The organism is Daejeonella sp. JGW-45 (assembly GCF_029360805.1).
In the GTDB taxonomy this organism is placed as follows: Bacteria; Bacteroidota; Bacteroidia; order Sphingobacteriales; family Sphingobacteriaceae; genus Daejeonella.
This window is the reverse complement of the sequence record NZ_JARKNC010000010.1, coordinates 891,939-915,980: the sequence shown is the minus strand read 5'-3', so window position 1 is coordinate 915,980 and position 24,042 is coordinate 891,939. Positions and strand designations below refer to the sequence as shown.

General features: G+C 45.9%; 23 protein-coding genes. 5 read left to right on the top strand and 18 right to left on the bottom strand.

All coding sequences use genetic code 11. The features are described from left to right. Positions 1 to 50: 50 nt before the first annotated feature. The 18 genes from P2W76_RS17720 to P2W76_RS17635 all read right to left on the bottom strand — a co-directional run bounded on the left by P2W76_RS17720 (position 51) and on the right by P2W76_RS17635 (position 17,257). Positions 51 to 587 carry a hypothetical protein gene (locus P2W76_RS17720; protein ID WP_276349240.1) on the bottom strand — a complete coding sequence of 179 codons (537 nt, stop codon included), beginning with the start codon at positions 585 to 587 and terminating at the stop codon, positions 51 to 53. A 312-nt stretch (positions 588 to 899) separates the two neighbouring features. Then, the gene (locus P2W76_RS17715) at positions 900 to 1,496 is read right to left on the bottom strand and encodes an RNA polymerase sigma factor (protein ID WP_276349239.1); all 597 of its coding nucleotides are present in this window, start codon (positions 1,494 to 1,496) and stop codon (positions 900 to 902) included. Between the two features lie 69 nt (positions 1,497 to 1,565). Continuing rightward, entirely contained in the window at positions 1,566 to 2,168 is a 603-nt protein-coding gene (locus P2W76_RS17710; protein WP_276349238.1) for an OmpA family protein, read from the bottom strand. 290 nt (positions 2,169 to 2,458) lie between these two features. Further along, positions 2,459 to 4,174, bottom strand: a complete 1,716-nt coding sequence (locus P2W76_RS17705; protein WP_276349237.1) for an FAD/NAD(P)-binding protein — start codon at positions 4,172 to 4,174, stop codon at positions 2,459 to 2,461. A gap of 146 nt (positions 4,175 to 4,320) precedes the next feature. Beyond that, positions 4,321 to 5,451: a DUF692 family multinuclear iron-containing protein gene (locus P2W76_RS17700; RefSeq protein WP_276349236.1), complete on the bottom strand. Its 1,131-nt coding sequence runs from the start codon at positions 5,449 to 5,451 to the stop codon at positions 4,321 to 4,323. Between the two features lie 9 nt (positions 5,452 to 5,460). After that, positions 5,461 to 5,610: a hypothetical protein gene (locus P2W76_RS17695; RefSeq protein ID WP_276349235.1), complete on the bottom strand. Its 150-nt coding sequence runs from the start codon at positions 5,608 to 5,610 to the stop codon at positions 5,461 to 5,463. A gap of 79 nt (positions 5,611 to 5,689) precedes the next feature. Beyond that, the gene (locus P2W76_RS17690) at positions 5,690 to 6,847 is read right to left on the bottom strand and encodes a phosphatase domain-containing protein (protein ID WP_276349234.1); all 1,158 of its coding nucleotides are present in this window, start codon (positions 6,845 to 6,847) and stop codon (positions 5,690 to 5,692) included. 74 nt (positions 6,848 to 6,921) lie between these two features. After that, a complete protein-coding gene (locus tag P2W76_RS17685; RefSeq protein ID WP_276349233.1) occupies positions 6,922 to 7,734 on the bottom strand; it encodes a sugar phosphate isomerase/epimerase in 813 nt (270 codons plus the stop codon). Positions 7,735 to 7,755: 21 nt separating this feature from the next. After that, a complete protein-coding gene (locus P2W76_RS17680) occupies positions 7,756 to 8,652 on the bottom strand; it encodes a phytanoyl-CoA dioxygenase family protein (RefSeq protein ID WP_276349232.1) in 897 nt (298 codons plus the stop codon). Between the two features lie 83 nt (positions 8,653 to 8,735). Then, entirely contained in the window at positions 8,736 to 9,131 is a 396-nt protein-coding gene (locus P2W76_RS17675; RefSeq protein ID WP_276349231.1) for a GreA/GreB family elongation factor, read from the bottom strand. Positions 9,132 to 9,226: 95 nt separating this feature from the next. After that, positions 9,227 to 9,403: a hypothetical protein gene (locus P2W76_RS17670; RefSeq protein WP_276349230.1), complete on the bottom strand. Its 177-nt coding sequence runs from the start codon at positions 9,401 to 9,403 to the stop codon at positions 9,227 to 9,229. 515 nt (positions 9,404 to 9,918) lie between these two features. Further along, positions 9,919 to 13,158: an error-prone DNA polymerase gene (locus P2W76_RS17665; protein ID WP_276349229.1), complete on the bottom strand. Its 3,240-nt coding sequence runs from the start codon at positions 13,156 to 13,158 to the stop codon at positions 9,919 to 9,921. After that, positions 13,158 to 14,660, bottom strand: coding sequence for a DNA polymerase Y family protein (locus P2W76_RS17660; protein ID WP_276349228.1), 1,503 nt, complete (start codon positions 14,658 to 14,660; stop codon positions 13,158 to 13,160). The genes P2W76_RS17665 and P2W76_RS17660 overlap by 1 nt, the downstream gene beginning before the upstream one ends. 1 nt (position 14,661) lies before the next feature. Beyond that, complete coding sequence (locus tag P2W76_RS17655) at positions 14,662 to 15,396, bottom strand: Error-prone repair protein ImuA (protein WP_276349227.1); 735 nt, start codon at positions 15,394 to 15,396, stop codon at positions 14,662 to 14,664. Between the two features lie 134 nt (positions 15,397 to 15,530). Beyond that, positions 15,531 to 15,746 carry a hypothetical protein gene (locus P2W76_RS17650; RefSeq protein WP_276349226.1) on the bottom strand — a complete coding sequence of 72 codons (216 nt, stop codon included), beginning with the start codon at positions 15,744 to 15,746 and terminating at the stop codon, positions 15,531 to 15,533. Positions 15,747 to 15,766: 20 nt separating this feature from the next. Beyond that, positions 15,767 to 16,078 (bottom strand): hypothetical protein, encoded by a 312-nt coding sequence (locus P2W76_RS17645; protein ID WP_276349225.1) that lies wholly within the window; start codon positions 16,076 to 16,078, stop codon positions 15,767 to 15,769. Positions 16,079 to 16,089: 11 nt separating this feature from the next. Next, positions 16,090 to 16,656 carry a sigma-70 family RNA polymerase sigma factor gene (locus P2W76_RS17640; protein ID WP_276349224.1) on the bottom strand — a complete coding sequence of 189 codons (567 nt, stop codon included), beginning with the start codon at positions 16,654 to 16,656 and terminating at the stop codon, positions 16,090 to 16,092. Positions 16,657 to 16,897: 241 nt separating this feature from the next. Further along, positions 16,898 to 17,257, bottom strand: a complete 360-nt coding sequence (locus P2W76_RS17635; protein ID WP_276349223.1) for a hypothetical protein — start codon at positions 17,255 to 17,257, stop codon at positions 16,898 to 16,900. Between the two features lie 150 nt (positions 17,258 to 17,407). Here P2W76_RS17635 and P2W76_RS17630 point away from each other — a divergent pair, with 150 nt between their 5' ends. From P2W76_RS17630 to P2W76_RS17610, 5 genes are all read left to right on the top strand, one after another. After that, entirely contained in the window at positions 17,408 to 18,598 is a 1,191-nt protein-coding gene (locus P2W76_RS17630) for a PAS domain-containing sensor histidine kinase (protein WP_276349222.1), read from the top strand. Beyond that, positions 18,591 to 19,646: a response regulator gene (locus tag P2W76_RS17625; RefSeq protein ID WP_276349221.1), complete on the top strand. Its 1,056-nt coding sequence runs from the start codon at positions 18,591 to 18,593 to the stop codon at positions 19,644 to 19,646. Before P2W76_RS17630 ends, P2W76_RS17625 begins: the two co-directional genes overlap by 8 nt. A gap of 83 nt (positions 19,647 to 19,729) precedes the next feature. Continuing rightward, the gene (locus tag P2W76_RS17620) at positions 19,730 to 20,758 is read left to right on the top strand and encodes an NAD(P)-dependent oxidoreductase (protein WP_276349220.1); all 1,029 of its coding nucleotides are present in this window, start codon (positions 19,730 to 19,732) and stop codon (positions 20,756 to 20,758) included. After that, a complete protein-coding gene (gene hemN / locus P2W76_RS17615) occupies positions 20,755 to 22,107 on the top strand; it encodes an oxygen-independent coproporphyrinogen III oxidase (protein ID WP_276349219.1) in 1,353 nt (450 codons plus the stop codon). The genes P2W76_RS17620 and hemN overlap by 4 nt, the downstream gene beginning before the upstream one ends. A gap of 13 nt (positions 22,108 to 22,120) precedes the next feature. Further along, positions 22,121 to 23,917 (top strand): hypothetical protein, encoded by a 1,797-nt coding sequence (locus P2W76_RS17610; RefSeq protein ID WP_276349218.1) that lies wholly within the window; start codon positions 22,121 to 22,123, stop codon positions 23,915 to 23,917. The last annotated feature ends 125 nt before the right edge of the window (positions 23,918 to 24,042 follow it).

Below are 24,042 nucleotides of genomic sequence, written 5' to 3'. Positions count from 1 at the left end.
TTTTCCCTTTATAAATAATAAAGAGTGCGTTATTCTTTTACTCCTAAGAATTATTGTTGTGTTACTGTATAAACAACCGGGATAACGTTTGTTCCGGTAGCTTTACCGGCGTACGTACCACCGGCACCGATCAGGTAAGAAACGTTGAACTTGTTGGCTGATACTGCACCGTTCCATGAAGTGTTGGTTGCTGTGATAACAGTGGCTGCTGTTCCGCCTGCTGCCGGTAAGGTAACTGACGATCCGTAAGTGATGCCTGCTGCGTTACCGCCGTTAGTAGCTCCGATTGCCGGAGTTAACTTTACTGAACCGGGAGCTAATGCTGCAGTACCTGTTACCGTTCCTGCGATCGCCTTAACTACATAACCTCTGGAGGAGATCACGCTGATGTGGTCCGTTGCCAGTGAAGTGATACCATTATTATATTTTTCTTCCGTGTTGAAGTTTACGTCAAGCGATCCCGGCTGTGTTACTGAGAATGATAATACATCAGACAATGTGATATTCACGTTCGCCGTCTGGGCGAATGAGCTGCTGCTGATAATTGATACGGTAACGAATGCGATTAGGAATAATACTTTTTTCATGTTCTGGTTTTATAATGCTTTTTTAGTTTTTAGTCTGTCTGTGTTTGGATATACTTAGACAAACGAGAGTCCAAACCGGAATATGCACCTCAAATATGTAAAAACAGCCTTTCCAGTGTATAATGCCAAAACAAAAACGGGATGTTCTTCCCCAGTTGGGGAACTGAAGGGACAAATTTGGGGGCTGAGTGATGAAGGTATAAGCTGAGAAATGAAGGCATGGACTAAAAGCAAAAAAGAGGCTCAACTAAGTTGAGCCCCTCCCTACCATCTAAACAAGAACCTGTAATATCATTTCATAATTCGCAGCAGTTAAGCGTACGCCTTCCTCAATTCGCTTAACGATGACTGCAATCGCGAACGCAGGATACCTAAGGTAATATTTAACTCCTCTGCTGCCTGCACATGGGTATATCCCTGAAAATACACCAGCTCCAGGGCAGACTTCTGATCCTTATTGAGGATACGGGTCATTTCCTTAACACCTATCAGCTCAGGATTATAATTCGTCTGAAAGGTCATATCAACCTGCTGGGTCACCTCCGACAGATCTTCGCACACGGAAGCATTCCTGTGATTTGAGCTCCGCAGGTAGTCGATAGACAAATTACGTGCTAGCCGGGCCATCCAGGTATACAAGCGTCCCTTGCTTGCATCGTACATCTTAAACGAATTCCAGATCTTAATGAACGTTTCCTGCAACAGATCCTGAGCTACCTCTTCAACAACAACAATGGTCGAGATAATTTTATACAGGGAATCTGAATACATCTGATACAGGGCCGACATAGCTAAGCTATCATTATTCTTCAGGCCCACTACAAGCATATCTTCAGACAAACGAAGCTTCCTGCTTCTTTTCTTACTGACGGCTTGTGCATCTTCGATAGGTAACACCAGTGACATCATCCTCTTATACTTTGATAGTATAAAGTTGATATCAGAAGATGAATTTCAGATGAAGATTCCTAATTATTATTAATTAAGTTTCTTTATTTCTACCCGGCGGTTTTGTTGCCTTGCTGCCTCCGTATTATTCGTATTAACAGGCATAGATTCACCGAAGCCTTTTACCTCAAGGTTTCTTCCATTAATCCCGGCCGTAATAAGATAACTTTTTACTGCAGTAGCGCGATCGATAGAAAGGGTCATATTCCTTGTTTCAGTTCCTTCAGAAGATGAGTGGCCGTTTAAGGCGAATTTCATGTCAGGATATTTCTTCATTTCCCGTACGATGTCGTCCAGGGTTAAATAGGAAGAAGTCTTAAGGACGGATGAGTTGAATTCGAAAAGAATGTTTTTATAGTTGAACGAGGGTTCAGCAGCTATTGCTGTCTCCGGACATCCGTTGTTGGAAGCACTGCCTGCTTTATTCGGGCAATTATCTTTGGAGTCTACAATCCCGTCGCCATCAGTATCGGCTTCTGCAACCGGTGCAGGCTTAGCTGGCTCCTGTGCAGGACGAGCTTCAACCGGAACAGGCGGCGCCTGGGTGATGAGCTTTTTAGGTTTACAGGCAGCGAATAAGGCTAATACAATTACAAGTGTAAGGATCGGTAGTTTGTTAAAGGAAGTTCTCATTTAAAAGCTTTTTGTTAAAAAGCTAAACTAACAGAAAGCATTAAGGGTGGCAAGAAAGCGTTTTCCACATCTGCGGGAGTAAAATACGCTCCCGGATAATTCTGTAATACCAGGTGCCACCCATTCTTTGAGGTTTCCGCGCGAAGATCATGCCCTAAGCAGCTGAGCACTACGAATAAGCGCATTTTATACCCGCGGCGCCGATCTGCCAAACCGAGTAAAGCCGGAACAGATCCATTCGTGCTTTTTGTGAGTAAAACCTTTAAGGGATATCAACTTGCACCCTGCTGTCAGATACCGGGTGCAGTATCATCAAGGATCCTTTCCAGAATAAGACCCGATGCTTCCTCACAGAAATCCAGTCCTGAATAATCCGGATTATACCCCCCTATGTAAGGCACCGCCATAATATAGATCCTCTTACTGGAAATGCCATAGAGATCTACAACCTGAAAGTTGTCGTTAATGGTAATGCCGGGCACCTTCAAATAATAATTACCCTGCCCGTCGGTTGTCACATCACCGCTCCCTTCCTTCAGAGCTATCAGACCGGCTGTGGGCGACTGGAATTTTACGTGTGCCGGGCTGATGGTGTTGCTATTTATCAGGCTTTTGAAAGGAAAGTCCTCATACGACAGCCGGGGTTGCCCTATACAATTGACGAACGTCGTATATGGGATTTGCCGCCGGGCGCCATCTTCGCTTGTGTAACGATAGATACCCCCCACCTTTTCTCCAGGCACCACCTCACTTGCCTGGTCTACCGCAACAATTTCAAGTATCCCTGCCTCATAAAGCGCAAGCATCTCACAGGCAGAGCTTTGTGGAACAAAGGCTATAACAATGGATATCAGCGGCATCAGTACTTTAGTCAAACGCTGCATATCTTCGGCAGACAAATACTTGGCCGGATAGTTCATTGTAAAGCTCAGAACAGCAAGCATTTCCTTCCAATAAACCGGTTCCTGGCGCCTGATGGACTTTTCTGCTTCTTTATATTCAGCACGGAACAGCACAAATGGATCCAGACGCTGACGGAGAGCCATCATTGATTCGACAAATTCCTCAAGGCTTAGATCCTTAATCTGATCGTAAAACGCGGGATCTTTATCCCTGAAGATTTCCTTGAAGTTCTTCTCGAACACAAAATCAAGAGACAAAAATCCATTATTGGCCTCCCTGTGTTCCTTAATCTCTCCGGGCGTCAACAATGAATCGTTCGCAAGATGCGTATCTTCCAGGTGGAACCTGATGCCGGGAAGGAGCGCATCAATGGAGTGCATAACCAGTTTAAAATCCCGGCTCTCTTCTGATATTTGAAATGTAAGGCTGCCATTCTCCCCGGTTATAAACATTCCGTTGTTTCGCGCAAGCGTCCTGACAGCATCAATAGCGGTTAAAGAAGAGCCTTTAATTGCTACAGGATGGTTTAGTTTCAATTTCAGTTTCGCCGGCGGATAGGGCGAGTCGTAATAGCCGGCAACCCTGCCCTCATAAGTCACGGGCCAGCTATGCCCTGTACAAATAACCACTTTGTCGAATCTCATCACCTCTTTATCCGCAGTTTCTACCGAAACTTCGTCCTGCCCTGGGTGGTCAGCCACGTCAATTACATTACTATTGAGATGAACGGCAGTCTTTATCCCCGCCTTCGTTGCCCGGTCTATTAAAAGCTTAAACTGTGATGAAAGATACTGTCCAAAAAACAAACGCGGCAGTACTTTAAACTCGTTAAAATTCTCCGGAGTGATAGCAAACCGGGCCAGCAGCTCCTTAGGTGCAACCTTTACCCAGTCCTCAATCGACATAACTATTTCAGGGATCTCATGGTCAGATACATTGGTAATGTGCTCGTCGTTTGCGCCCTCGGTACTATAGGGCATGCCATTCCCCAAATGTTCTTTCTTTTCGAATATATCAATCTCCAGGCCGGGGTGACCTGACTCGGTCAATCTCTTATACATGAACAGCGCGGCCGGACCGCCTCCCAATAAAGCTATGCGCATAAATCCGTCTTATTATCCCGGTGATTTCAATGCTGGATAACACCATTTTACAGGATAGGTTTTAAGGAGTGCTGGCTTGCGGTCATTTTGCCAGAAAGTTTGTGGATATATGGAATTGAGATCACAGGGAATGAATTGATACTGCTTTAATCATCAGTACTTTTCCATTTCTGTGCGATGTTCATAGCGGTCTCGAGCATATATGGCTGCCAGTTCTGCGTATCCCACTCCGAATTATGCAGGGAAGATAATTTCAATCGGTCGACGGCTTGCTCATACGAACCAGAAGTTTCCAGGATCCCAGAAAGCTCACGTTGCTGCAGATAGAGGTCATGATCTTCAGCCACCTGGTCGGAGACCAGGTTATAGTCCGGGGAAAACAGGTTGGTCTGGGTGTCTGGCCGCGACTTACTGCCTGCTGCGATAATACTTTCCATTTCAATAAAATCCGAATAAAAAGCCTTCCTGCTGCCGGATGTTTTCAGCGCATCGCCAAGCTGCTCAAGCACCACATATTTCAGGTTAGGGCAGCGGCTGAGTGTCTTTCTCAATAAGTCAAACACTTCATCCGGAACAGATTCGTCGTGGGTGTCTCTTCTTACCTGCTTACCCGTTAGAACCGACTGCTCCCAGCTCCCGCCCGAAATATGGATCTCGCGAACACGATCGAGAGGATAGAGCTTGATCAGATCTTCAAAGTCGGCAGAGAAATTATGTACCTGGCAATATAAATTATGAAGGTCAAGGATAATAAATCCATTTAGCGGCTCAACCAGCTTCTCCAAAAACTCGCCATGTCTTTTTACCTCATCAAGCGAGTACGAAAAAGCCAGATTCTCAAGTCCTACAGGGCATCGGCAGGCATCATAGATCCGCGAAAGCCTGTCTCTACCTAAACGTAAGGTGCTCCCGGTATATGGGATACTTAAAGGAGCTCCGTGGTGGAAGCTCTTTCCGGTCATAAAGCCGAAATGCTCCGAGATATGATCGAACTTGAATTTTTGGGAAAGCAGCTTTAATTCGTTCAGCCAGTTTTGCTGGTCCTCAGACCACCTGCCTGAGAATATCGAGAAATAAACACCGTGGCCTACCAGCCTGCGTTCATTACTATAAGCCGTCAATAACTCGGTGAACCATTCCGGTACTTGCTCAATCCCGTACAGGGCGTCGAAAGACCATTCGATGCCGCCCACCCTGTGCTCGGAAAATAAGGGTAATGAGGCAGACAGGATATCTGCATCCAGGTTACACGCTATAGAAGGAATTATTGCAGGCATAGCCGGGGCTTATCCCATTCCGCACGCAGGGCAATTATATACAGCCTTCTTTTTCTTCCCTTCTTTGTCGGGTTTAGTGGTGTCGTCCTTATCGCAACCCGTGGCCTGAATGGTAATTCCGATCAGCATGGCCCCTATTAATGCTTTTGACAGTTTCATATGTCCAGATTTAGGATAATTTATAAACAATACGAAGAGATCAGCAGAAACGCAACATCACCATAATGATCTTTTTCAGCTAGACAATACTTGCTTCCTCTTTCCCCGCAGCTTCTCCTTTATCCTGTTTCTTATCCTCTTCGATATCAGCAACTGCCTCCGTATAGATCAGCCCGGTTTTAGCGGCATGTTCAGCTGCTTCGACAGTATTGTCTACTATCACCAGGTCTACATGGTCCTTTAATTCGGCGGAGATATCTATTGCTATCTTTTCCCGGTCGGCGAGCTGTACGTCACGGATATAGATTGCCAGTACACGGCCAGGGAACTTTTTTACGATCTCGCGGTAAATCACCGGGTCTTCCTGCCCGCTATCGCCGATCAATACGAAATTCAGCAAGGGGTAGGTAAGCAGGATATTCTCTATCTCGCTGAACTTATGCCCCATGTGGCCCGAGCTGATGAATTTATTATCCTGAAGGCCGAAATCACGAAGCAGTAGTGGTCCTTCGGGAATCTCGTTAAGGTCCAGAAAATCTTTCAGCAGGTCGTACAGGTTCCAGGGACTGCTGGAGACATAAAAGAAAGGATTATTCCGCTTCCCATTACGGCCGAGCTGCAAGGACTTATAAAACTCAGAAACACCGGCAAAGGGAAGCCGTGTGCGGGCGTTATGCAGAAAAACCTTACGGGACATGGCCAGGATATCGGTAGCGCTGGTATGTATAATGGTGTCGTCAATATCACTGATAATGCCGTATTCCGCATCCGCAGGAGGCACCAATACCTGTGCCATGCATTTCAGTCCCGGTGGGAATGCGACAGGCGCATCCGTTAGCTCAACCTCAATCTCATGCCACATATCGGTGGGACTTATGGGAGTGCCGGGCGCCAGGTTCAGCATGAAATAGCCTTCATCATCGGTGATCATCATGTGCTGCTGATCCTGGAAATTGACCTTTAAACAGGCGCCAGGTATCTCATCGCTTTGGAAACGATGATACATGTTAACCAGGTTATTGAGAATTGTATCCCGGTCGGTCGCCGCATTAATCCCTTTATCTTCGAGTACCCGCCCCTTAATATAAAGCCGGTTCACGGTACCGTAACTCCGGTAGGTAACGATCTGCAGCGGATCATTTAACTTCAAACGTTTCCGCAGTTTGAAAAAAAGATCGTCGAATTTACCTTCTACAAGCGATGTGGAGTCGTTAAAGAGCTTTTTCCAGTCTGGCATAAATCATCAGTTTCTATATAAGAACGCATTTTGCCGGCATGTGTTTAGATGAAGTCGTTAACCGCCGTTGACCTTTAAATAATTGCGCTATATCGTCTCTTCAGCAGGTTCATCATATCAACATTCATTTGCCATTGCCTGTCAGCCGCCTCAGGAGCTGAATAGAGCTGCATATAAGGCGGAGGACCGAATTCTGCGGTAACGGGAAGCATAGGCCTGCCATGGTCCTTTAGCTGCAGAACTACCCTGTCCCAACATTCCAGGTGAAATTGCAAAGCGCTATTGTATTGAGGAGAAGTAAGATCCAGCACCTGGGGGCCTTGTTCAAATCCTACCCTTGCGTGAATATGCCGTGTACGATCTAATGCCGCGCCGAGCGCTCCCGCCTGATCCTGCAAGAGGCTTTCTGCCACAGCGCACCAATGTGAAACGTCCAGAGTGAGCTCCACGGAAGTTTGTTCAAGATAAGAACGGGTAATGTGAGCGGCAAAAGCAAACCTGCCGCGGTGAGTTTCGTGAAATATTGGGATACCTGTTTCGGCTGCAATCTCAGCAGCAACATCGAGTAAAGCCTTGTTCTGCTCAAAACTAAAGTAGTCTTTACCTGTATGCGAGTTAATAGAAATGGGGGCCAATGATGTCAGCGACCGGAGACGGTTAATGTATTCAGCCCTGTGAAGCTCAAAATCGGCGCTGCTGGTTTCCCAGTGCTGGCCTATAAAATAAAGCCCGTATTTATTGAGGCATTCGAGAAATTCGCTTTCCTCGCCCGAAGGTGGGAAGCTGGTTTCTATTCCATCATACCCTGCATTCCTGACTTTCATCATGAAAGCGTCCCAGCTATCGGTTTTCTGGCCCCAGGTAGTGCAGAAATAAGAAATCTTCATGCTATTCTGACAGAGGTCCGGTTAAACTAAAGCGTCAACCGTTTGAGGGTCAAATAACAACGGATGAAATTGCCCGCCCATCTTCTGGCCTTTTGGTATCGGAGCGGCTCCCTGCATCAGTTCATTGTCGGTATCAGACAGCGTACCATCTGAAAATACATTGAGCACAAAGGCACGCCGCATCTTCTCAGACTTGTTCTCATAAGAGCCATGAACGAGAAGGGGATGATGGAATGTTCCATGCCCTCTCTTCAGCTCTATCGGCACAGGTTTAAACTCTGCCTTTTGCTCCTCAGTAAGGTATTGCATCAGTCCTTCCATATCACCGGCAAGATCCGGCTTATCGAGCAAGCCCCAGCGGTGGCTCCCCGGGACATAATATAAACAACCGTTCTGAACAGTTGCATCGTCCAGCCCCACCCAACAAGTGAGGTGGTGCATGGGGATGGTACGTGTCCAGTAGGAGTAATCCTGGTGCCAGGCCACAACGCCGCCATGCAGGGCAGGTTTATAAAACAGCTGATCGTGCCAGAAACGTACGGCTTTATCGCCGAGCAGCTGCGACGCCGCCATGACGAAAGCCGGGTTCCATAGAACGTCGTGAAAGCCCGGCGTAACCCGCCAGGCACCCAAGGCATGGAAAAGGATAACGTTGGGGTCGTATGACTCATTCGAGTGGTATTCATGGAATAATGAATTCCCGGGATGTTGCGGATCGACCAGCCCGGCAAGCTCTTCATTCAGAAAATCTACCTGCTCGTCATTCAGGAACTTAATGTTACTGACATACCCCAGTTCTTTGTAAGACGCTACCTGCTCAGGCGTAAGCAAGTATTGCTTCCATTGAGAAGCCGTTTCGGGCCACCTGAACATATCACTTATCTGAGTGTGAATTTTTGAGAGATCTTGATATTCCATATTAAAGACTATAGCAGATAAACGTTGCAGGGATTCATTGTCTAACTTTAGTAAAACGAATAAATATACAAATTCGTTTAAATTCAGCCAACCGTCTTAACGTGTCTTTCAACACGCATGATGCGAAACACTTTTAGGCCGTTCGGCATATCCCATTCGACTTCTACCCCTGGCCTGTATCCTAACAAGGCGATTCCGATCGGAGCAAGAACTGATAAACGGTTAGTCTTAACATCTGCATCCTTGGGATTCACAAGATGAAAATCAAATGTTCTCCCGCTTTCAATATCCTGTATCTCTACATAAGAGTTTTCAGAAACGACATCGTCCGGCATATCTTCTGTCGATACCACACGCGCGGTCTTTAATTCAATACTAAGTTTTGACTTATTGAATTCGGATAAATTAGCACTCAATTTGAGGTGATTCTTCAAAAGCTCATAATCACTTGCTGAAAGAATAAGTTGTGCGTTTTTCATTTATATATTTTGTTTTTTTTAATAGCAATGAAGCCCGTCAGAACGGCTTCGGCCGGACAGGCCTGTCGGCCAACAGGTTTCATTTAATTTATTTATTACATAGTTGACGGATTGCCGTTCTCATCGTAATCAAACTTCCCATTGATGATCACTTCATCGTCGCAAACAGGGCATTCAACTACAAGATCTTCAAACAATACATTTTTTACATTCGTATAGGGTGTTCCCGTTACCTCGACGATACCCTGATGTTCTGGACACATTATTTTCATTATAAATTTTTTGAGTAACGTTCAGTTGGCAGGTATCGCACGTGCGCATCTGCCTGGCTGTATCGTTAAATGTTATTAGAAATATTTGGTGGTTATCCGGCGGATCTTAGAGGGAGGATACTCAGGTATTATTTAAGGCGAGTATTAACAGGAACATTGATCCTGTTCAATAAGAAAGACCGGGGTGCCCCGGTCGTAATACGCCGGGGCTTACTTAATAAAGTCTTTGCTGCTTGACTGGAAAGAAAAGCCGAAGGAATAGCCAGAACAGAATATTACAGCCGTTAAACGGGCAGCGGTTTGCACGTCTGATGCAAATTGCCTCATATAAGCTGAAAATAAATTTAATAGTTCCATGTCTTTTTCTAAAACAAACGTCTGACTATTACAAACATAATGCTTTTATTGCAGATAAGGTAATGGAATGTCAGACTTGACATTTAAAGGACATGATCATAGGATTGGTTTTTCAGCGACAGAAATCAGTTTATGATTGATCTTTAGGGCGAAGTGCTTTATTTAAAATTCCTCCCCTTATAAAATACTTCCTTCCTGCCGTTGCCCGCGCGCGCTGCCCGCATCTCTTCTACTCCTTTATTGCCTCCCGAAACCGGTTCGCTGCGTTCATCGGCCTTGGATAACGTTAACACCGGCAGGTTTTCACTATCCGACGGAGTTAAATCCCTGAGCAGCCTGGTAAGATCAAAGCAGCGCTTAACAATCACATGGACCACCTCTCCTTCTATTTGCAATTTCCCTTCCACCATCAGGAGCCTTGCTCCAAGGATCTCTTTGCGGTACTGATCAAAAAGCTTTTGAAAGACTACCAGATTGGTATTGCCTGTTTCATCCTCGATGGTAATAAAACAAATGCCGCTGGCAGTTCCGGGCCGCTGCCGCACCAGCACAAGTCCTGCTACTTTTACCAGATCACCATCCTTTGCTTTTGCAAGGTCTTCTGCAGAACGTACGTGCAGCAGGCTTAACTTTTCGCGTACAAAGCTAACCGGATGGGCTTTTAAAGACAAAGATGTAGCGGCATAATCCTGGATAACATGTTCTGAGTCAGCCATGAAAGGAAGCTCGATCTGACCCTCCATTACACTCTCCGATGGCTGACCGGCAAACAAAGCTTCTGGTGTATCCGCCAGTGCGGACACTTCCCACAATGCCTGACGACGGTCGAGACCAATAGAACGAAAGGCATCCGCATCAGCCAGCTTTTCAAGTGTGGCTTGTGAAACACCTGCATTGCGAAGCGCTGTAATTTGTTCGTATAAGCCGGTCCTTCCATTAATTAATAGTTCAGCATCATCCTTACACAGACCGCTTACCTGCCGGAAGCCTAACCTTAGTGCGTGGTACTTCCCTGCCTTTTCTTCCAGTATATTATCCCACATAGAATAATTGATGTCAACAGGCCGCACTTCCACCCCATGCTTGCGGGCATCGATCACGATCTGTGCAGGCTGGTAGAATCCCATAGGCAGGCTGTTCAGGAGGGCCGCGGCAAATACATCCGGGTAATGGCACTTCATCCAGGAAGAAACATAAACCAGCAAGGCAAAACTGGCAGCATGGCTTTCCGGGAAGCCGTAACTGCCAAAACCCTCCAGCTGTTTAAAGATGCGTTGGGCAAAAGCTTCTTCATAGCCTTTAGCGATCATCCCTTCAACAAGCATCTCCTTATAACGGGTAACCTGTCCGTGAGCTTTAAATGTAGCCATGCTGCGTCTTAACCCATCCGCTTGAGCAGGAGTAAAACCAGCAGCCACAATAGCTATTTCCATAGCCTGTTCCTGAAATAAGGGAACACCCAATGTGCGTTTTAATATCTTTTCTAATTCCGGTGAAGGATATTCAACAGGCTCTTCGCCATTACGCCTTCTTAAATAAGGGTGTACCATATCCCCCTGTATAGGCCCCGGGCGAACAATAGCCACTTCTATAACCAGGTCATAGAATTCTTTAGGGCGCAGACGCGGCAGCATAGACATCTGTGCCCGGCTTTCGATCTGGAACACGCCGATGGTGTCGGCATGACTTATCATTTCATAAACTTTTGGATCATCCTGAGGGACGTTAGCCAGCGTATATTTTTCACCATAATGCTTTTCTGCAAGATCAAACCCTTTGCGGATACAGGTAAGCATGCCCAAAGCAAGCACATCCACCTTCAGAAAGCCCAGGGCATCTATATCATCCTTATTCCATTCAATGCAAGTCCGCTCCTCCATCCGGGCATTCATAATGGGGCAGAGATCTGAAAGGCTGCCCTGTGTGATCACGAAGCCGCCGGTATGCTGGCCCAATTGGCGCGGAAAGCCGATCATCTGGTTGGTCAGTTCGAGCGTCTTGCGTAAATGCGGGTCATGAATGTTAAGGCCTTGTTTAGCAATATGATGTTCATCGAAGGCATCTTCATGATGCCACACAGTGGAAGATAAACGGTTAATTGTATCGACCGACAGGCCCATAACTTTGGCAACATCCCTTACCGCGCCTTTAAAATGCAGTTGGGTTACTGTAGCTACAATAGCCGCTCTGTCCCGCCCATACTTCTTATAAATATACTGGATCACTTCTTCCCGGCGTTCATGCTCAAAGTCGACATCAATATCAGGCGGTTCATCCCGGGCATCCGACATAAAGCGGGCAAAAAGCAAGTTGAATTTGGCTGGGTTAACTGAAGTGATACCCAGGCAATAGCATACCACCGAGTTAGCCGCGGAACCACGGCCCTGGCACAGGATGTTCTTGCTCCGTGCAAAGCGCACAAAATCATGAACGGTCAGGAAGTAGCTTGCCAGGTTCTTTTCCTTCATAAATTTCAGCTCGTCCTTGATCTGGCTCTCTATTTTCTCAGGAATAGTTCCTTCGAATTGCTCCCTAGCACCTTCAAAGGTGAGCATTTCCAGCTCCTCCATAGGTGTCCTACCCTCCCTGGTGAGCTCTTCAGGATAAACATATTTAAGGCTGCTAAGGGTAAACTGACATGCTTCAGCTATTTCCTGCGTTCGGGCAATAGCATCCGGGTACAGACGGAACAGCCGCAGCATTTCATCTATCGGTTTGAGATGCCTTTCGGCATTCTGGTGCAGACGGAAGCCGGCTGTATGAATGGTGCATTTTTCCCGCACACAGGTGAGTATATCCTGAAGCTCACGGCGTGCCAGGGTGTGATAGTGCACATCGTTAGTGGCAACCAGAGGAACATCAAATTCTGATGAGAGCTGGGAAAGCCGGAAGAGCCTCTTTTGATCATTCCCCAGGTACAAACGGGATGCTGCCATATAAAGTTCAGTCCCAAGCGCTTCATGATATTCTTTAAGGTCCTGATGAAAGGATGCATCAAACTCAAAAGCTTCCGTCAAAGATGAAGGAGGGATCACAATAAACTTCATGCCTTTGCTGTGTTCATACACATCGGCTTTATACAAATGGCATTCGCCTTTTTCCGCGCGCAGGTTTCCGGCAGTTAATAATCCTGATAGCCTGCTGTATGCTTCCTGGTCTGTTGGATAGGCTAATAAGCTCGGACCGTTGAGAAGATCTAAACGGCAGCCCGGGATCAAACGGATATCCTTTCCTTTAACAGCAGCATGGGCCCTGACAATGCCGGCAAAGCTATTCCGGTCGGTAATAGCGAATGCAGAATAACCGTAAGCTTCAGCCTGTTCTGCCAGTTCTTCGGGATGTGAAGCACCCCGAAGAAAGCTAAAATTGCTCGTTATCTGAAGTTCTGTATAGCTCATTACGCAAAAAATCCATGTATAAACCATTCATTAGCCCCTTCAGCATTATAATGCCCCGAACGGAACAGCCAGTAACGCCTGCCATTTTCATCTTCAACCTGGTAGTAATCCCGGTGCTGCCCCTTCTCCAGCCACCATTCACGTTCAATACGTTCGGGCCCATCTGCTTTTTTTATCTGATGAACTTTCCCTTTATAGCGAAATAACATTGGCGGGTAATCTGGTATTGGGGCGGTTACCTCAATAAGCTCCGGCTTAGTCAGAAGCTGAACTGGCCTGGACTTATCTGTTCGCCATTTTACAGGAGCCCTTTCGCGGATAGAAGAGGTAGCCCTGATGGATCGTTCGGGCCAGTAATGCTCCGCTGGCAGATAACGGCGAATTGCATCGGCCCCTACTTTCCCTGCAAGCCTGTCCAGCAGCTCTGCCAGGGCTATATCTTCCAGGCCGGCATCTTCTGCCCACAATGTTTCCTGTCCGGGTTGGACATCTTCCACTTTCGGAGCATCAAGCGTAAAAAGCTCTATCCCCAACGCCGGTTCAAACGTAGCTATCTTGAGTGCAAAAAGTTTAAAAAGATGATCTGTATTGTGTGATGCCCTGTTTGTGCCGATTCCCATCTGCACAACTTTGCCATCCAGGCGATAACCTTTAAATATAGCCGTTCTGATTCCCTTACCCTCCTTCTGCAGGCGAAGGCAGAGTATCTCCAGTAGCTTTTGCACCGCAATTTCGATCCCCACAGCTGTTCTGATCGGCTCCAGGCAGGGTAAACGTTCATGGTAAGGGTCCAGGATATGGATAGGTTGAATATATTCCTCCTCATTATTCAGGGCCTGATCTAGCCGCCTGATCAGATCCTGGCCGAAACGCCTGCGCAGCACCGGCCGTGGCATGCTAATAAAACTGCTGATGGTACGAAGCCCAAGCTTCCGGAGCCGCTCAAGTATGCTGGGATCCAGCCTTAAAGCAGCTGGCGGCAAAGGCATTAGAGCTTCAGCCTGGGCATTATTACCGATGACCGGACTTACTTTTCCGAAACGGGCTATTCCCCAGGCCGTACCAACTGTATCAGCCATTGCAGCGCGTACATCATAACCCTTGCTTCTTAAGCGTTTAACGATTTCCTTCAGGTAAGGCAGTTCCCCGCCCCAGAGATGTGCGCATCCGGAAATGTCCAGCAGCAGGCCGTCGGGAGCATCCACTGCGATATACGGGGTATAACGAATACACCATTCACCTAAACTGCGGAGAAGCCTTGCTCTCTTTCCGGGAATTTCGTCTATAAGCTCCAGTACCGGAACAAGCGCTTTTGCGTCGGCTGCCGGCATCCCCGGAAATATTCCCTGGTTTTCTGCGCGACTATTAGCTGCGGTGATCAGCAGCCGGTTATGATCCTTGACCGTAAGAACAAAAGGTATCTCACGAAGTTCAGGCCGGCGGAGGATCAGCCAGTCAGTCAGTAAATGACGGAACCATATGGCAACATAACGTTTCTGCATATCATCCCGTCTTCAGGCTTTTTGTTAATACCGGTATCCCGGTCAGTTCAGCAATTTGACTAAAGCGGCCCGCTGCCCATTCCATTTTCCAGGAACCCGGGTTACCGTTGCGTACTCTTAAAAGCTCGACCTTCCAGCGGGGCAAACCTATGCCAGGCATTCCATCCTGCAGTTCACTTGGCAATGTGCTAATGTTCCATCGCGCAGCACAGGCTGTTGCACCTGATTTACGCGGATCGCTGCGCAGAATAAATCCGGTTACCCGGCTATGCTCAACTGCAAGCTGCAGCCTTCTTGATTGAGTAAAACTGATGTCCTTAAGTTCGGCGACAACGGCAGCCAGACCCTGACACTTAAGCGCTTCTTCGGTAACCCACAGTACATCCCTTTCACGTTTCAGATCAACAAAGATGATCCTGTCGGGTTCAATACCAAAGCTTTTGAGAGAAGGAGGGAAAAGCTTTCTCGACATGCTGATCCACAAACAAGCACCCCCACGCTGCATCAGCGGGTTTAATATCCCACCTATAAAGCCACCGTTGGCTGCCGCCTGCTCAGGTTCAACACTAAGAAATTCATGAATTGCGCCAACTGGGAAAATGCCGTTTGGGAAAGCAGACTCTACAGGGCCCAGGCCAACAGATTCATCCCCATTTATTGCTGCAGGTCTTAATCCCTGCAACAACAAAATGCTCTTCTGGAGCTTGTTGATGATATCCTTTTTTGTCTGCAGCATACTCATGATGAATATTTACTACAAACATAATACTAATATTTTTAGTATTTATTGTTTTGTGAAGATTTGTGAGGCAGGAGGGATGAGGTCGGAGGCCCGAGGAGATGAGGTATGAGGTACTCAGACTTCCGACCTCATCCCTCCAATTCAGAGCACGACACCCCAAGCGAACGCACCAGCGATTTAATTAAACTGGCCGACGGGTTCTCTCCAACAATCCTCAGTACCCTGTCGCAATCTTCCAGGTCGACAGTAACCTGTTTGATATCAGCAAAGCCCATCAATAAAGCGTAAAGTTTGTTTACTTCAGATTGCTCTGCAACACTGGTTTTAAAAACTAATACTTCCATATCGTATTATATAAATCAGATTAGCATTTCCATTGCTGCATTCTTTCCTTGAACAACTCCCTTTCTTCGGGAGTCATATTTTTAAATTTCTCCGCCATTCTCCGGCGTTTCCAGTTACCGCCCATTTTGCCTCCCTTGCCCCCAAAGCCGAAAAGGATCTTGGACAAAATGAATATTCCCATTGCCTGCCAAAAAGTGATCGCGTTTACATTCAATATTTCCGGCAACAAGTTATTCCAGAGCAGCATCACCACGAAACTCACCAATGAGAGAAGCGCAGCCCCGATAAGCGGAAAAAATATAAACCGTCCTTTATAAAATATCTCTTTCATAATCGTAAAATCTAATAATCATTAAGTTCCTTATATAATTGTTTTAACCTTTTCCGGAGATGCAGAACAGCATACCGTTTGCGTGAGACCAGGGTCTGGATATTCGCCCCGGTATTTTCAGCGATATCCTGGAATGACATATGATCCAGTTCCTGCCAGATAAACACCTGCTTCTGTTCTTCAGGAAGCTCATTCAGTGCACGGAATAATTGTCCCCAGAACAGGTTTCGGATAAATTCAGTTTCGGGTGTCTTTGCCTCTGTCAGCAACATGGCCCGGATATCAGAAACATCTTCATCCTCTCCGTTAAAACTATCTTCATACAGCGCTTCCTTTTTCTTTTTATGCTTGTCGATAATCTTATTTTTAGCCACCCGGTATAACCAGGCGCCTGTTTGCTCAATAGGCTCAGAATTCACTATAGCGCTTAACTGATACCAGACATCCTGTATAATATCCTCCGCATCTTCCTCACTTTTAACCCTGCTGCGAATGAAGCCCATAAGCCCTTTACCATACGATCTTATCGTTTGGAGTATGTGGCTGTTCTTTTCTTTGGGCATTGCTGCTGTGATCAAAATATCAGGTTTATTAAAGAAGACGAGCAGCTATTGAAAACATTTTAAATTATTTTCAAATTCTGATCTAACCTGTTTGATCGGGATAAGATGCCTGTGTTACAGATTAATAATTATAGACTGGAGATGGGTAGGTTTACGATTCAGCCGGGGAAAGGCTCGGCATGATAGCATATCGAAACGCTAGAATTAGGGAAGGGGTATAAATCAGTGTGCACCGGCAGCCGGTGCACACTAACCATTAAAGTATATTTATAATAGTTAAGCCTATCATAACCAGGTGAATAATAACACTCACCACCAGGGAGTTAAATGTAAACCGGAAACCTGCGCCTCCCATATTAGCAATAACGTTCACGAAAAAAGCTAACATGCTAATCGCTAAGAACAATCCCGTAGGGCCGCCGGTTGAATAAACAAAAAGAAAGGTAAGCGGCACCAATATGCATCCGTGAAGCAATAATGAACCCAGCCACCATGCGATAGAATTAGCTTTCTGACCATCTACAAAATCCAGGTATTTTGATGCAAATCCTTCATTTTGAGTATGAGCCGGAATAGAATTTGAAATAAATGAAGTTGAAATTTTATGTGTTGCCATGATCTTTGTGTTTTGTTATGACAAAGTTCCTCATCAAATGATCTGAAGAAAATGATCTGTATCACAGAAAATATTGATCTTGCACCAAATTCCTTGCCGGAAGGAAATCTGATACGGAAAGTGCGCAGGATTTTATAATTTAACAGCGATATGGAAAAGATAAACCTCCTAAATGCGATCATTAATACGGCAATTGACGGCATCATTACCATCGATAACAGGGGTATTGTTGAATCGATAAACCCGGCTGCCTGCCAGCTTTTTGGTTATGCTGAATCAGAGGTGATAGGAAAGAACATCTCTTTGCTCATGCCTGAACCTGACAAAAGCGCTCATGATTCTTACCTGCAGCGATACCAGGCTACCGGCGAGCGGAGGATCATAGGGATCGGCCGCGAAGTTCTCGGATTGAAAAAGGATAAAACAACTTTTCCATTCAGGCTCGCGGTAAGTGAGGTAGAATACGGAAACAGACAGATATATACGGGCTTTGTTCACGACCTGACCAAAGAAAAAGCTGCAGAGAGGTCGTTAAAAGAGTATACGGAAGAACTGGAAATACGAATAAAGGAAAGAACTGAGGTTCTGCAAACCCTGGTCAATGAACTGGAAAAAGCCAAAGAGGACGTCAGTATGTCCCTGGAAAAAGAAAAGGAACTGAACCAGTTAAAAACAAGGTTTGTTTCCATGGCTTCCCACGAGTTCAGAACACCCCTGAGCTCCGTGCAGCTTTCTGCATCCCTGATTGAAAAATATACGCAAAAGAAAGATCCTGAACATGTGATCAAGCATACAGGGAAGATCAAAAACTCAGTTGGACAGCTCACAGGGATATTAAACGATTTCCTGTCGCTCGAGAAGCTTGAGGCGGGTAAAACTGAGGCCCGGTTTGAAGAATTTGATATTGTTAAATTTTCGGAAGATCTCATTGAGGAGATGCAGCTTATCGCAAAGCAAAACCAGAATATTGTTTACCAGCATACGGGTACATCCGCACGCGTAAATCTTGATCCTGCTCTCTTAAAGAATTCAATTATTAACCTGATCTCTAATGCCATCAAATATTCAGGAGAGAACACCTTTATTGAATTTAACAGTGAACTGGATAATTCCAGGCTGATCATCACTGTGAAAGACAACGGTATCGGGATCCCTGACGAAGAACAAAAGAATCTCTTCGAGCCATTCTTCAGAGCCCATAATACCGGGAACATTCCCGGTACGGGCCTTGGATTGAATATCGTAAAACGTTACGTAGGTTTAATGGGCGGAGAAGTCTCTTTTATAAGCAGGGAGAACCAGGGAACTACAATAACTTTAATTTTCAGAAGACATGTCTAAAGCAGCAAAATCTATATTAATCATTGAAGATAACCAGGATATCCGCGAAAGCACAGCTGAAATCCTTGAATTAGCTGACTATGAAGTATACTCTGCTGAAAATGGCAGAAAGGGAGTGGAAATAGCTGCCAAGCAGCTGCCAGACCTGATCCTTTGCGATATCATGATGCCTGAGCTTGATGGATATGGCGTGCTCTACCTGCTGAACAAGAATGAGCAGACCGCGAACATTCCCTTTATCTTTATCACAGCGAAGACGGAGCGGGCCGACATCCGTAAAGGAATGGAAATGGGCGCGGATGATTACCTTACCAAGCCTTTCGGCGATATGGAGTTACTTAATACCGTAGAGACAAGGTTAAAAAAAGGTGAAGGCCTGAAGAAAAATACCGACGACTCATCCTTTGACGATAAAACAAAAACTGCCCGCATCCTCACAGAGCTGGTAGAGAGCAGCCGGGTGCGCACTTACAAAAAGAAACAGGTGATCTTTTCAGAGGGCGACCATCTGCTTCATGCCTTTATGATAAAGGCCGGGGCAGTAAGATCCTATATGGTATATCAGGATGGACGTGAAATAGCAACCGGCATGTATGGCCCTGGCGAGTTTTTCGGATATGACTCCGTACTTCTGAACAAAGCGTCTACCGACAATGCCGAGACACTCGAAAATACCGAACTGCATTTGATAAGCAGGGATGATTTTAAAGAGGTGATCTTTAAAAACCCGGGGATATCTAAGAAATTCATCGAATTACTGTCTGGCAATTTGCAGGAGAAACAGGATCAGCTATTGAAGATGGCGTATAACTCCGTCCGCAAACGGGTTGCTGATGCGTTGGTAGCGTTGACAGGGAAAGTTGATCCGGGGGGGCAGGATCAGGCGACGGTTAAGATCTCAAGAGACGACCTTGCGGCTATGGTTGGTACCGCAAATGAAACAATAAGCCGCACCCTTTCTGATTTTAAAGATGAGAAACTTATTGAAAAGGAAGCGAGCTCAATCAAAATTCTTTCCATCGACAAACTCCGGAAAGTAAAACAATAAGTGACCAAGATCACTTTCCTTGCTGATTAAGCTCATAGAGTAGCTTTCGGCGTGCTGGTATTTTTGTAACAAAGAATCCAGCAATGAAAGTAATCGCATACAGCATTAAGTCGTGTGAGAAGGAGCCGCTTATCACCTTCAATAAAAAAAAGCACGATATCACCCTGATCTCGAACCGTCTGACCCTTAACACGGTATCATATGCCGAAGGTAAAGAGGCGGTACTCGTTTTCTCTTCTGACGATGTTTCTGCGCCGGTGATCCGAGAATTGTACAAAAGAGGTATAAAATATATCTGCACCCGTTCTACAGGCACTGATCATATAGATTTAGCCGAGGCGGCCAGGCTAGGTATCAAAACGGCTAATATCCCCTCCTATTCGCCCGAATCGATAGCGGAACATGCGCTGGCTTTGATGCTTGCCCTTGCCCGTAACCTCATCCCCGGGCACAGGCAGATCATGACATACGACTTTACCCTGGATAACCTATTGGGCTTTACCCTCAAAGGCAAAACCATAGGCATAGTCGGTTTCGGGAAAACCGGGAGATCATTAACCCGGATATTGTCGGGATTTGGTGCCAATGTACTTATAAGCGATGTAGAAGATGTACAAAAAGAAGCCATTCAGCTGGGCGCAATCCAGGTAAGTTACGAAGATATTCTCCGCCTGTCTGATATAATTTCCTTTCATATCCCGCTGACGGAACAAACGCATCATTTAGTTAATTCTGAAAGCATCGCTAAAATGAAGCCAGGAGTGATACTGATCAACGTCAGCCGTGGTGCAGTGTTCAATTCAAAAGATGTCTACGATGCCTTGCAAAGCAACAGGATCAGCAAGATAGGGATGGATGTTTACGAGTTTGAGCACGAAATATTCTTCTTCGATCATAGTCGCCAGCGTGTAAACGATAAGTTGTTAAAGTCGTTCATTCAACATTCACGGGTGATCCTCACCCCGCACCAGGCTTTTCTAACCAAAGAAGCATTAAGTGTTATCGCGCAGAATACCATTGAACATCTTGACGAATGGACCGCGAACAATCCGGTGAAAGAAGCTGCTGTTTTACAAACGCCCCCAGTCAGCGGGTCAACTATTGCTTTATGAGCAGCACTACTCTGATAAAAAAATATAACGTAGCTGCCCCCAGGTACACCAGCTATCCAACAGTACCCTATTGGAACGAGGAGCTATGGGACGAAGATCAATGGTTTAATTCAGCCCGGAATTCATATTATGAAAGCAGCGGGGATGGTATTAGTCTCTATATTCATTTGCCGTTTTGCGAAAACTTATGTACTTATTGCGGCTGCACTACACGCATAACCAAAAACCATCATGTAGAGGGGCCTTATATTGATGCCGTATTAAAAGAGTGGGACATGTATACCCGTGTATTGGGAGGCAAACCATGCATTAGCGGAATCCATCTTGGAGGAGGTACCCCCACGTTCTTCAGTGCAGAAAATCTCGCAAGGCTCATAAATGGCATAACCGCGAATGCTATTCTCCTTCCGGATGCCGATATGTCGTTCGAAGGCCATCCGGCCAATACTACTGGAGAACATTTAAAAACGTTATATCAATGTGGCTTCCGGCGACTTAGTTTAGGTATCCAGGATTTCGATCCCGCTGTTCAGGAGATAATCAACCGCAGGCAAAGTGTCGGGCAGGTGGAGAAAGTAACATCCGCAGCCAGGGAAATAGGTTATACATCAGTCAATTATGACCTGATATATGGCCTGCCTTTGCAAAAGTTGAGCAGTGTTATCAATACGATCTCTGAGGTGATCCGCCTAAAGCCCGACAGGATCGCTTATTATAGCTATGCGCATGTGCCCTGGATAAAGCCCGGACAGAGACGTTTCACGGAAAAAGACCTTCCTGTGGATGATGAAAAAAGGACCCTGTACGAACAGGGACGGAATCTTCTTCAGCAGGCTGGATACCATGATATCGGCATGGATCACTTTGCACTTGAGGGCGACACGCTCTATCTCGCATCACGCAACGGTAAATTGCACAGGAACTTTATGGGTTATACCCATGAATATACTAAGCTCCTGATCGGGCTTGGCATTTCTTCTATCAGCGATAGCTGGTACGGATTTGCGCAAAACGTCAAACAGGTTGAAGCTTACCTGAAAAGTATTAACAACAACAAATTTCCACTAATAAAAGGGCATATCCTGACTCCGGATGACCTTTTAATCCGAAGGATCATTTTAGATATCATGTGCCGGGGAAAAGCAATTATTTCAAGTCAGCATTCGTCTTATAACGACTTTATGGAAAGGCTCAAGCCTCTCGAAGAAGATGATCTCGTTCGCATAAAAGACGACGAGGTTCTCGTTACCAGTACAGGGAAAGCATTTCTGCGTAATATATGCATGTGCTTCGACCAGAAATTATGGTTAAAAGAACCACTGAACCAGATCTTCAGTTCCGCAGTTTAAATTAACAACCAATATGAGCCACACTTTTCACATTCCGGTACTCGGTCTCGGGTACTCAATAGATACTCCTCTAAAAGTCGCCCGTTACGGGATATCGTCGGTTGTTTCCATTGTCGATGACCAGCTGGTCGAAAGAATGAGGGAATTTCATTACCCCAAGGATGAGACCTTCATTCCTATAAAAATGAGTGCGCCCGGCTTCAGACCAGCCCGCATAACTGCGTATTTAAATTTACTGGATCAACTGGTCGACAAACAGCACCATGAATTAAAGAAACTAGGCTTTACCCCAAAATCTGATATCACCAGGTATTTTGAACTGCTTCCGGATCATACACACGAAGCCACTGCTTACAGGCAGATGTTGTCGGAGCCAAATCCTTATAAGAAAAGCTTCCTTCAGAACAGACTCAGAACTATGGTGAGGAAAGGCGCGATAGATGTTAATATCATGTCGAAGGTCGACAAGATCAATCATGTAAAGAATGGGGCAGCCGGTGCAGACCAGCTTTCGGACGCGCTTGCAGCACTAAAAGGGTTTGCAGAAAGCAATTTATGTTCTTCATTGATCTTATCGGCCGGAATGAACCCCCGTTTGTATGGTTACCTGGACGAATTCCCAGATTTCTTTCCCATTGATAACCAGCCTGCACGTAAAAAGGTTATACTCAAAGTCAGTGACTATCGCTCGGCATTCATTCAGGCCAAATTCCTTGCTAAAAAAGGTATTTGGATCCATGAATTCAGGATAGAATCGGGCTTGAACTGCGGCGGACATGCATTTGCTACTGAAGGTTACCTTCTGGGACCAATCCTGGAGGAGTTTAAACAAAAACGTGCAGAGATGGTCGTGGAGCTCTTTAATGGTTATAGATCTGCCCTGGCAGATAAGGGATTCGAAAACATTACGGTTCCGGCAACCCGGATAACAGTTCAGGGCGGCATCGGAACAGCCGAAGAGAACGAATTTCTGAGACATCATTATCAGCTTGACGGCACCGGCTGGGGAAGTCCCTTTTTATTAGTTCCCGAAGCTACCAATGTAGATAACGATACCCTGCAGAAGCTGGCCGGAGCGGGAGAAGATGACTTTTACATCAGCGGTTCATCGCCTCTCGGCATACCTTTCAATAATTTCCGCCATAGCTCTGCCGAAACCCAACGACTCAAACGTATAGAAGAAGGCCGCCCTGGAAGCCCCTGCACGAAAAAATATCTCGTCTCGAACACCGAGTTCACAAAAGAAGCCATTTGCACAGCTTCCAGAAAATATCAGAGCTTAAAAATAAAGGAACTCAAAACCAAAGCCTGTTCTCCGGCAGACTATCAAAAACAGTTTAACGATATCACTGAGAAAGTATGCCTTTGCGAAGGGCTTTGTTCATCGACATATATAAAGAACGGCATGATCAAGCCAAAGGAAAACCCGGCTGTAACTATATGTCCGGGACCAAATACGGCATACTTTTCCAGCACATACTCATTAGATGAAATGATTAAACATATCTACGGAAAGCTCAATTTGCTGGAAGGGGTTAATCGTCCCAATATGTTCGTTAACGAAATTAAACTGTACCTGAGTTATCTTAAAAAGGATATCGACAACAGCCTGCGTGATATGAGCGACAAAAAGGCAAAACAGATTGAAAAGTTCAAAGAACAGCTACTCAATGGCATTGGATATTATGAATCCTTGCTCCCCGAACTGATCAATTATCAGAAAAACATCAGGGCGGGATTAGAGACCGACCTTAAACAGGTACGCCGGATGGCAGAGCGCCTTTGGATCCCAGTTTTGTCGGCTGATTGACATTGGGCCCAGCGCCTATCCTTGAAGGGGCTTAGAAGGGGTCTGAAAGGGTTCTTGTTGGGCGATGATTGCGCTAAATGGTATAAAAACGCGGTTTTCGCCCAACAAGAGCCCTAGGAGAGCCC

What these genes read in the sequence shown, in the direction of transcription:
- P2W76_RS17720 (WP_276349240.1), bottom strand. Translation starts at nt 587, where the DNA reads ATGAAAAAAGTATTATTCCTAATCGCATTCGTTACCGTATCAATTATC.
- P2W76_RS17715 (WP_276349239.1), bottom strand. Translation starts at nt 1,496, where the DNA reads ATGATGTCACTGGTGTTACCTATCGAAGATGCACAAGCCGTCAGTAAG.
- P2W76_RS17710 (WP_276349238.1), bottom strand. Translation starts at nt 2,168, where the DNA reads ATGAGAACTTCCTTTAACAAACTACCGATCCTTACACTTGTAATTGTA.
- P2W76_RS17705 (WP_276349237.1), bottom strand. Translation starts at nt 4,174, where the DNA reads ATGCGCATAGCTTTATTGGGAGGCGGTCCGGCCGCGCTGTTCATGTAT.
- P2W76_RS17700 (WP_276349236.1), bottom strand. Translation starts at nt 5,451, where the DNA reads ATGCCTGCAATAATTCCTTCTATAGCGTGTAACCTGGATGCAGATATC.
- P2W76_RS17695 (WP_276349235.1), bottom strand. Translation starts at nt 5,610, where the DNA reads ATGAAACTGTCAAAAGCATTAATAGGGGCCATGCTGATCGGAATTACC.
- P2W76_RS17690 (WP_276349234.1), bottom strand. Translation starts at nt 6,847, where the DNA reads ATGCCAGACTGGAAAAAGCTCTTTAACGACTCCACATCGCTTGTAGAA.
- P2W76_RS17685 (WP_276349233.1), bottom strand. Translation starts at nt 7,734, where the DNA reads ATGAAGATTTCTTATTTCTGCACTACCTGGGGCCAGAAAACCGATAGC.
- P2W76_RS17680 (WP_276349232.1), bottom strand. Translation starts at nt 8,652, where the DNA reads ATGGAATATCAAGATCTCTCAAAAATTCACACTCAGATAAGTGATATG.
- P2W76_RS17675 (WP_276349231.1), bottom strand. Translation starts at nt 9,131, where the DNA reads ATGAAAAACGCACAACTTATTCTTTCAGCAAGTGATTATGAGCTTTTG.
- P2W76_RS17670 (WP_276349230.1), bottom strand. Translation starts at nt 9,403, where the DNA reads ATGAAAATAATGTGTCCAGAACATCAGGGTATCGTCGAGGTAACGGGA.
- P2W76_RS17665 (WP_276349229.1), bottom strand. Translation starts at nt 13,158, where the DNA reads ATGAGCTATACAGAACTTCAGATAACGAGCAATTTTAGCTTTCTTCGG.
- P2W76_RS17660 (WP_276349228.1), bottom strand. Translation starts at nt 14,660, where the DNA reads ATGCAGAAACGTTATGTTGCCATATGGTTCCGTCATTTACTGACTGAC.
- P2W76_RS17655 (WP_276349227.1), bottom strand. Translation starts at nt 15,396, where the DNA reads ATGCTGCAGACAAAAAAGGATATCATCAACAAGCTCCAGAAGAGCATT.
- P2W76_RS17650 (WP_276349226.1), bottom strand. Translation starts at nt 15,746, where the DNA reads ATGGAAGTATTAGTTTTTAAAACCAGTGTTGCAGAGCAATCTGAAGTA.
- P2W76_RS17645 (WP_276349225.1), bottom strand. Translation starts at nt 16,078, where the DNA reads ATGAAAGAGATATTTTATAAAGGACGGTTTATATTTTTTCCGCTTATC.
- P2W76_RS17635 (WP_276349223.1), bottom strand. Translation starts at nt 17,257, where the DNA reads ATGGCAACACATAAAATTTCAACTTCATTTATTTCAAATTCTATTCCG.
- P2W76_RS17630 (WP_276349222.1), top strand. Translation starts at nt 17,408, where the DNA reads ATGGAAAAGATAAACCTCCTAAATGCGATCATTAATACGGCAATTGAC.
- P2W76_RS17625 (WP_276349221.1), top strand. Translation starts at nt 18,591, where the DNA reads ATGTCTAAAGCAGCAAAATCTATATTAATCATTGAAGATAACCAGGAT.
- P2W76_RS17620 (WP_276349220.1), top strand. Translation starts at nt 19,730, where the DNA reads ATGAAAGTAATCGCATACAGCATTAAGTCGTGTGAGAAGGAGCCGCTT.
- hemN (WP_276349219.1), top strand. Translation starts at nt 20,755, where the DNA reads ATGAGCAGCACTACTCTGATAAAAAAATATAACGTAGCTGCCCCCAGG.
- P2W76_RS17610 (WP_276349218.1), top strand. Translation starts at nt 22,121, where the DNA reads ATGAGCCACACTTTTCACATTCCGGTACTCGGTCTCGGGTACTCAATA.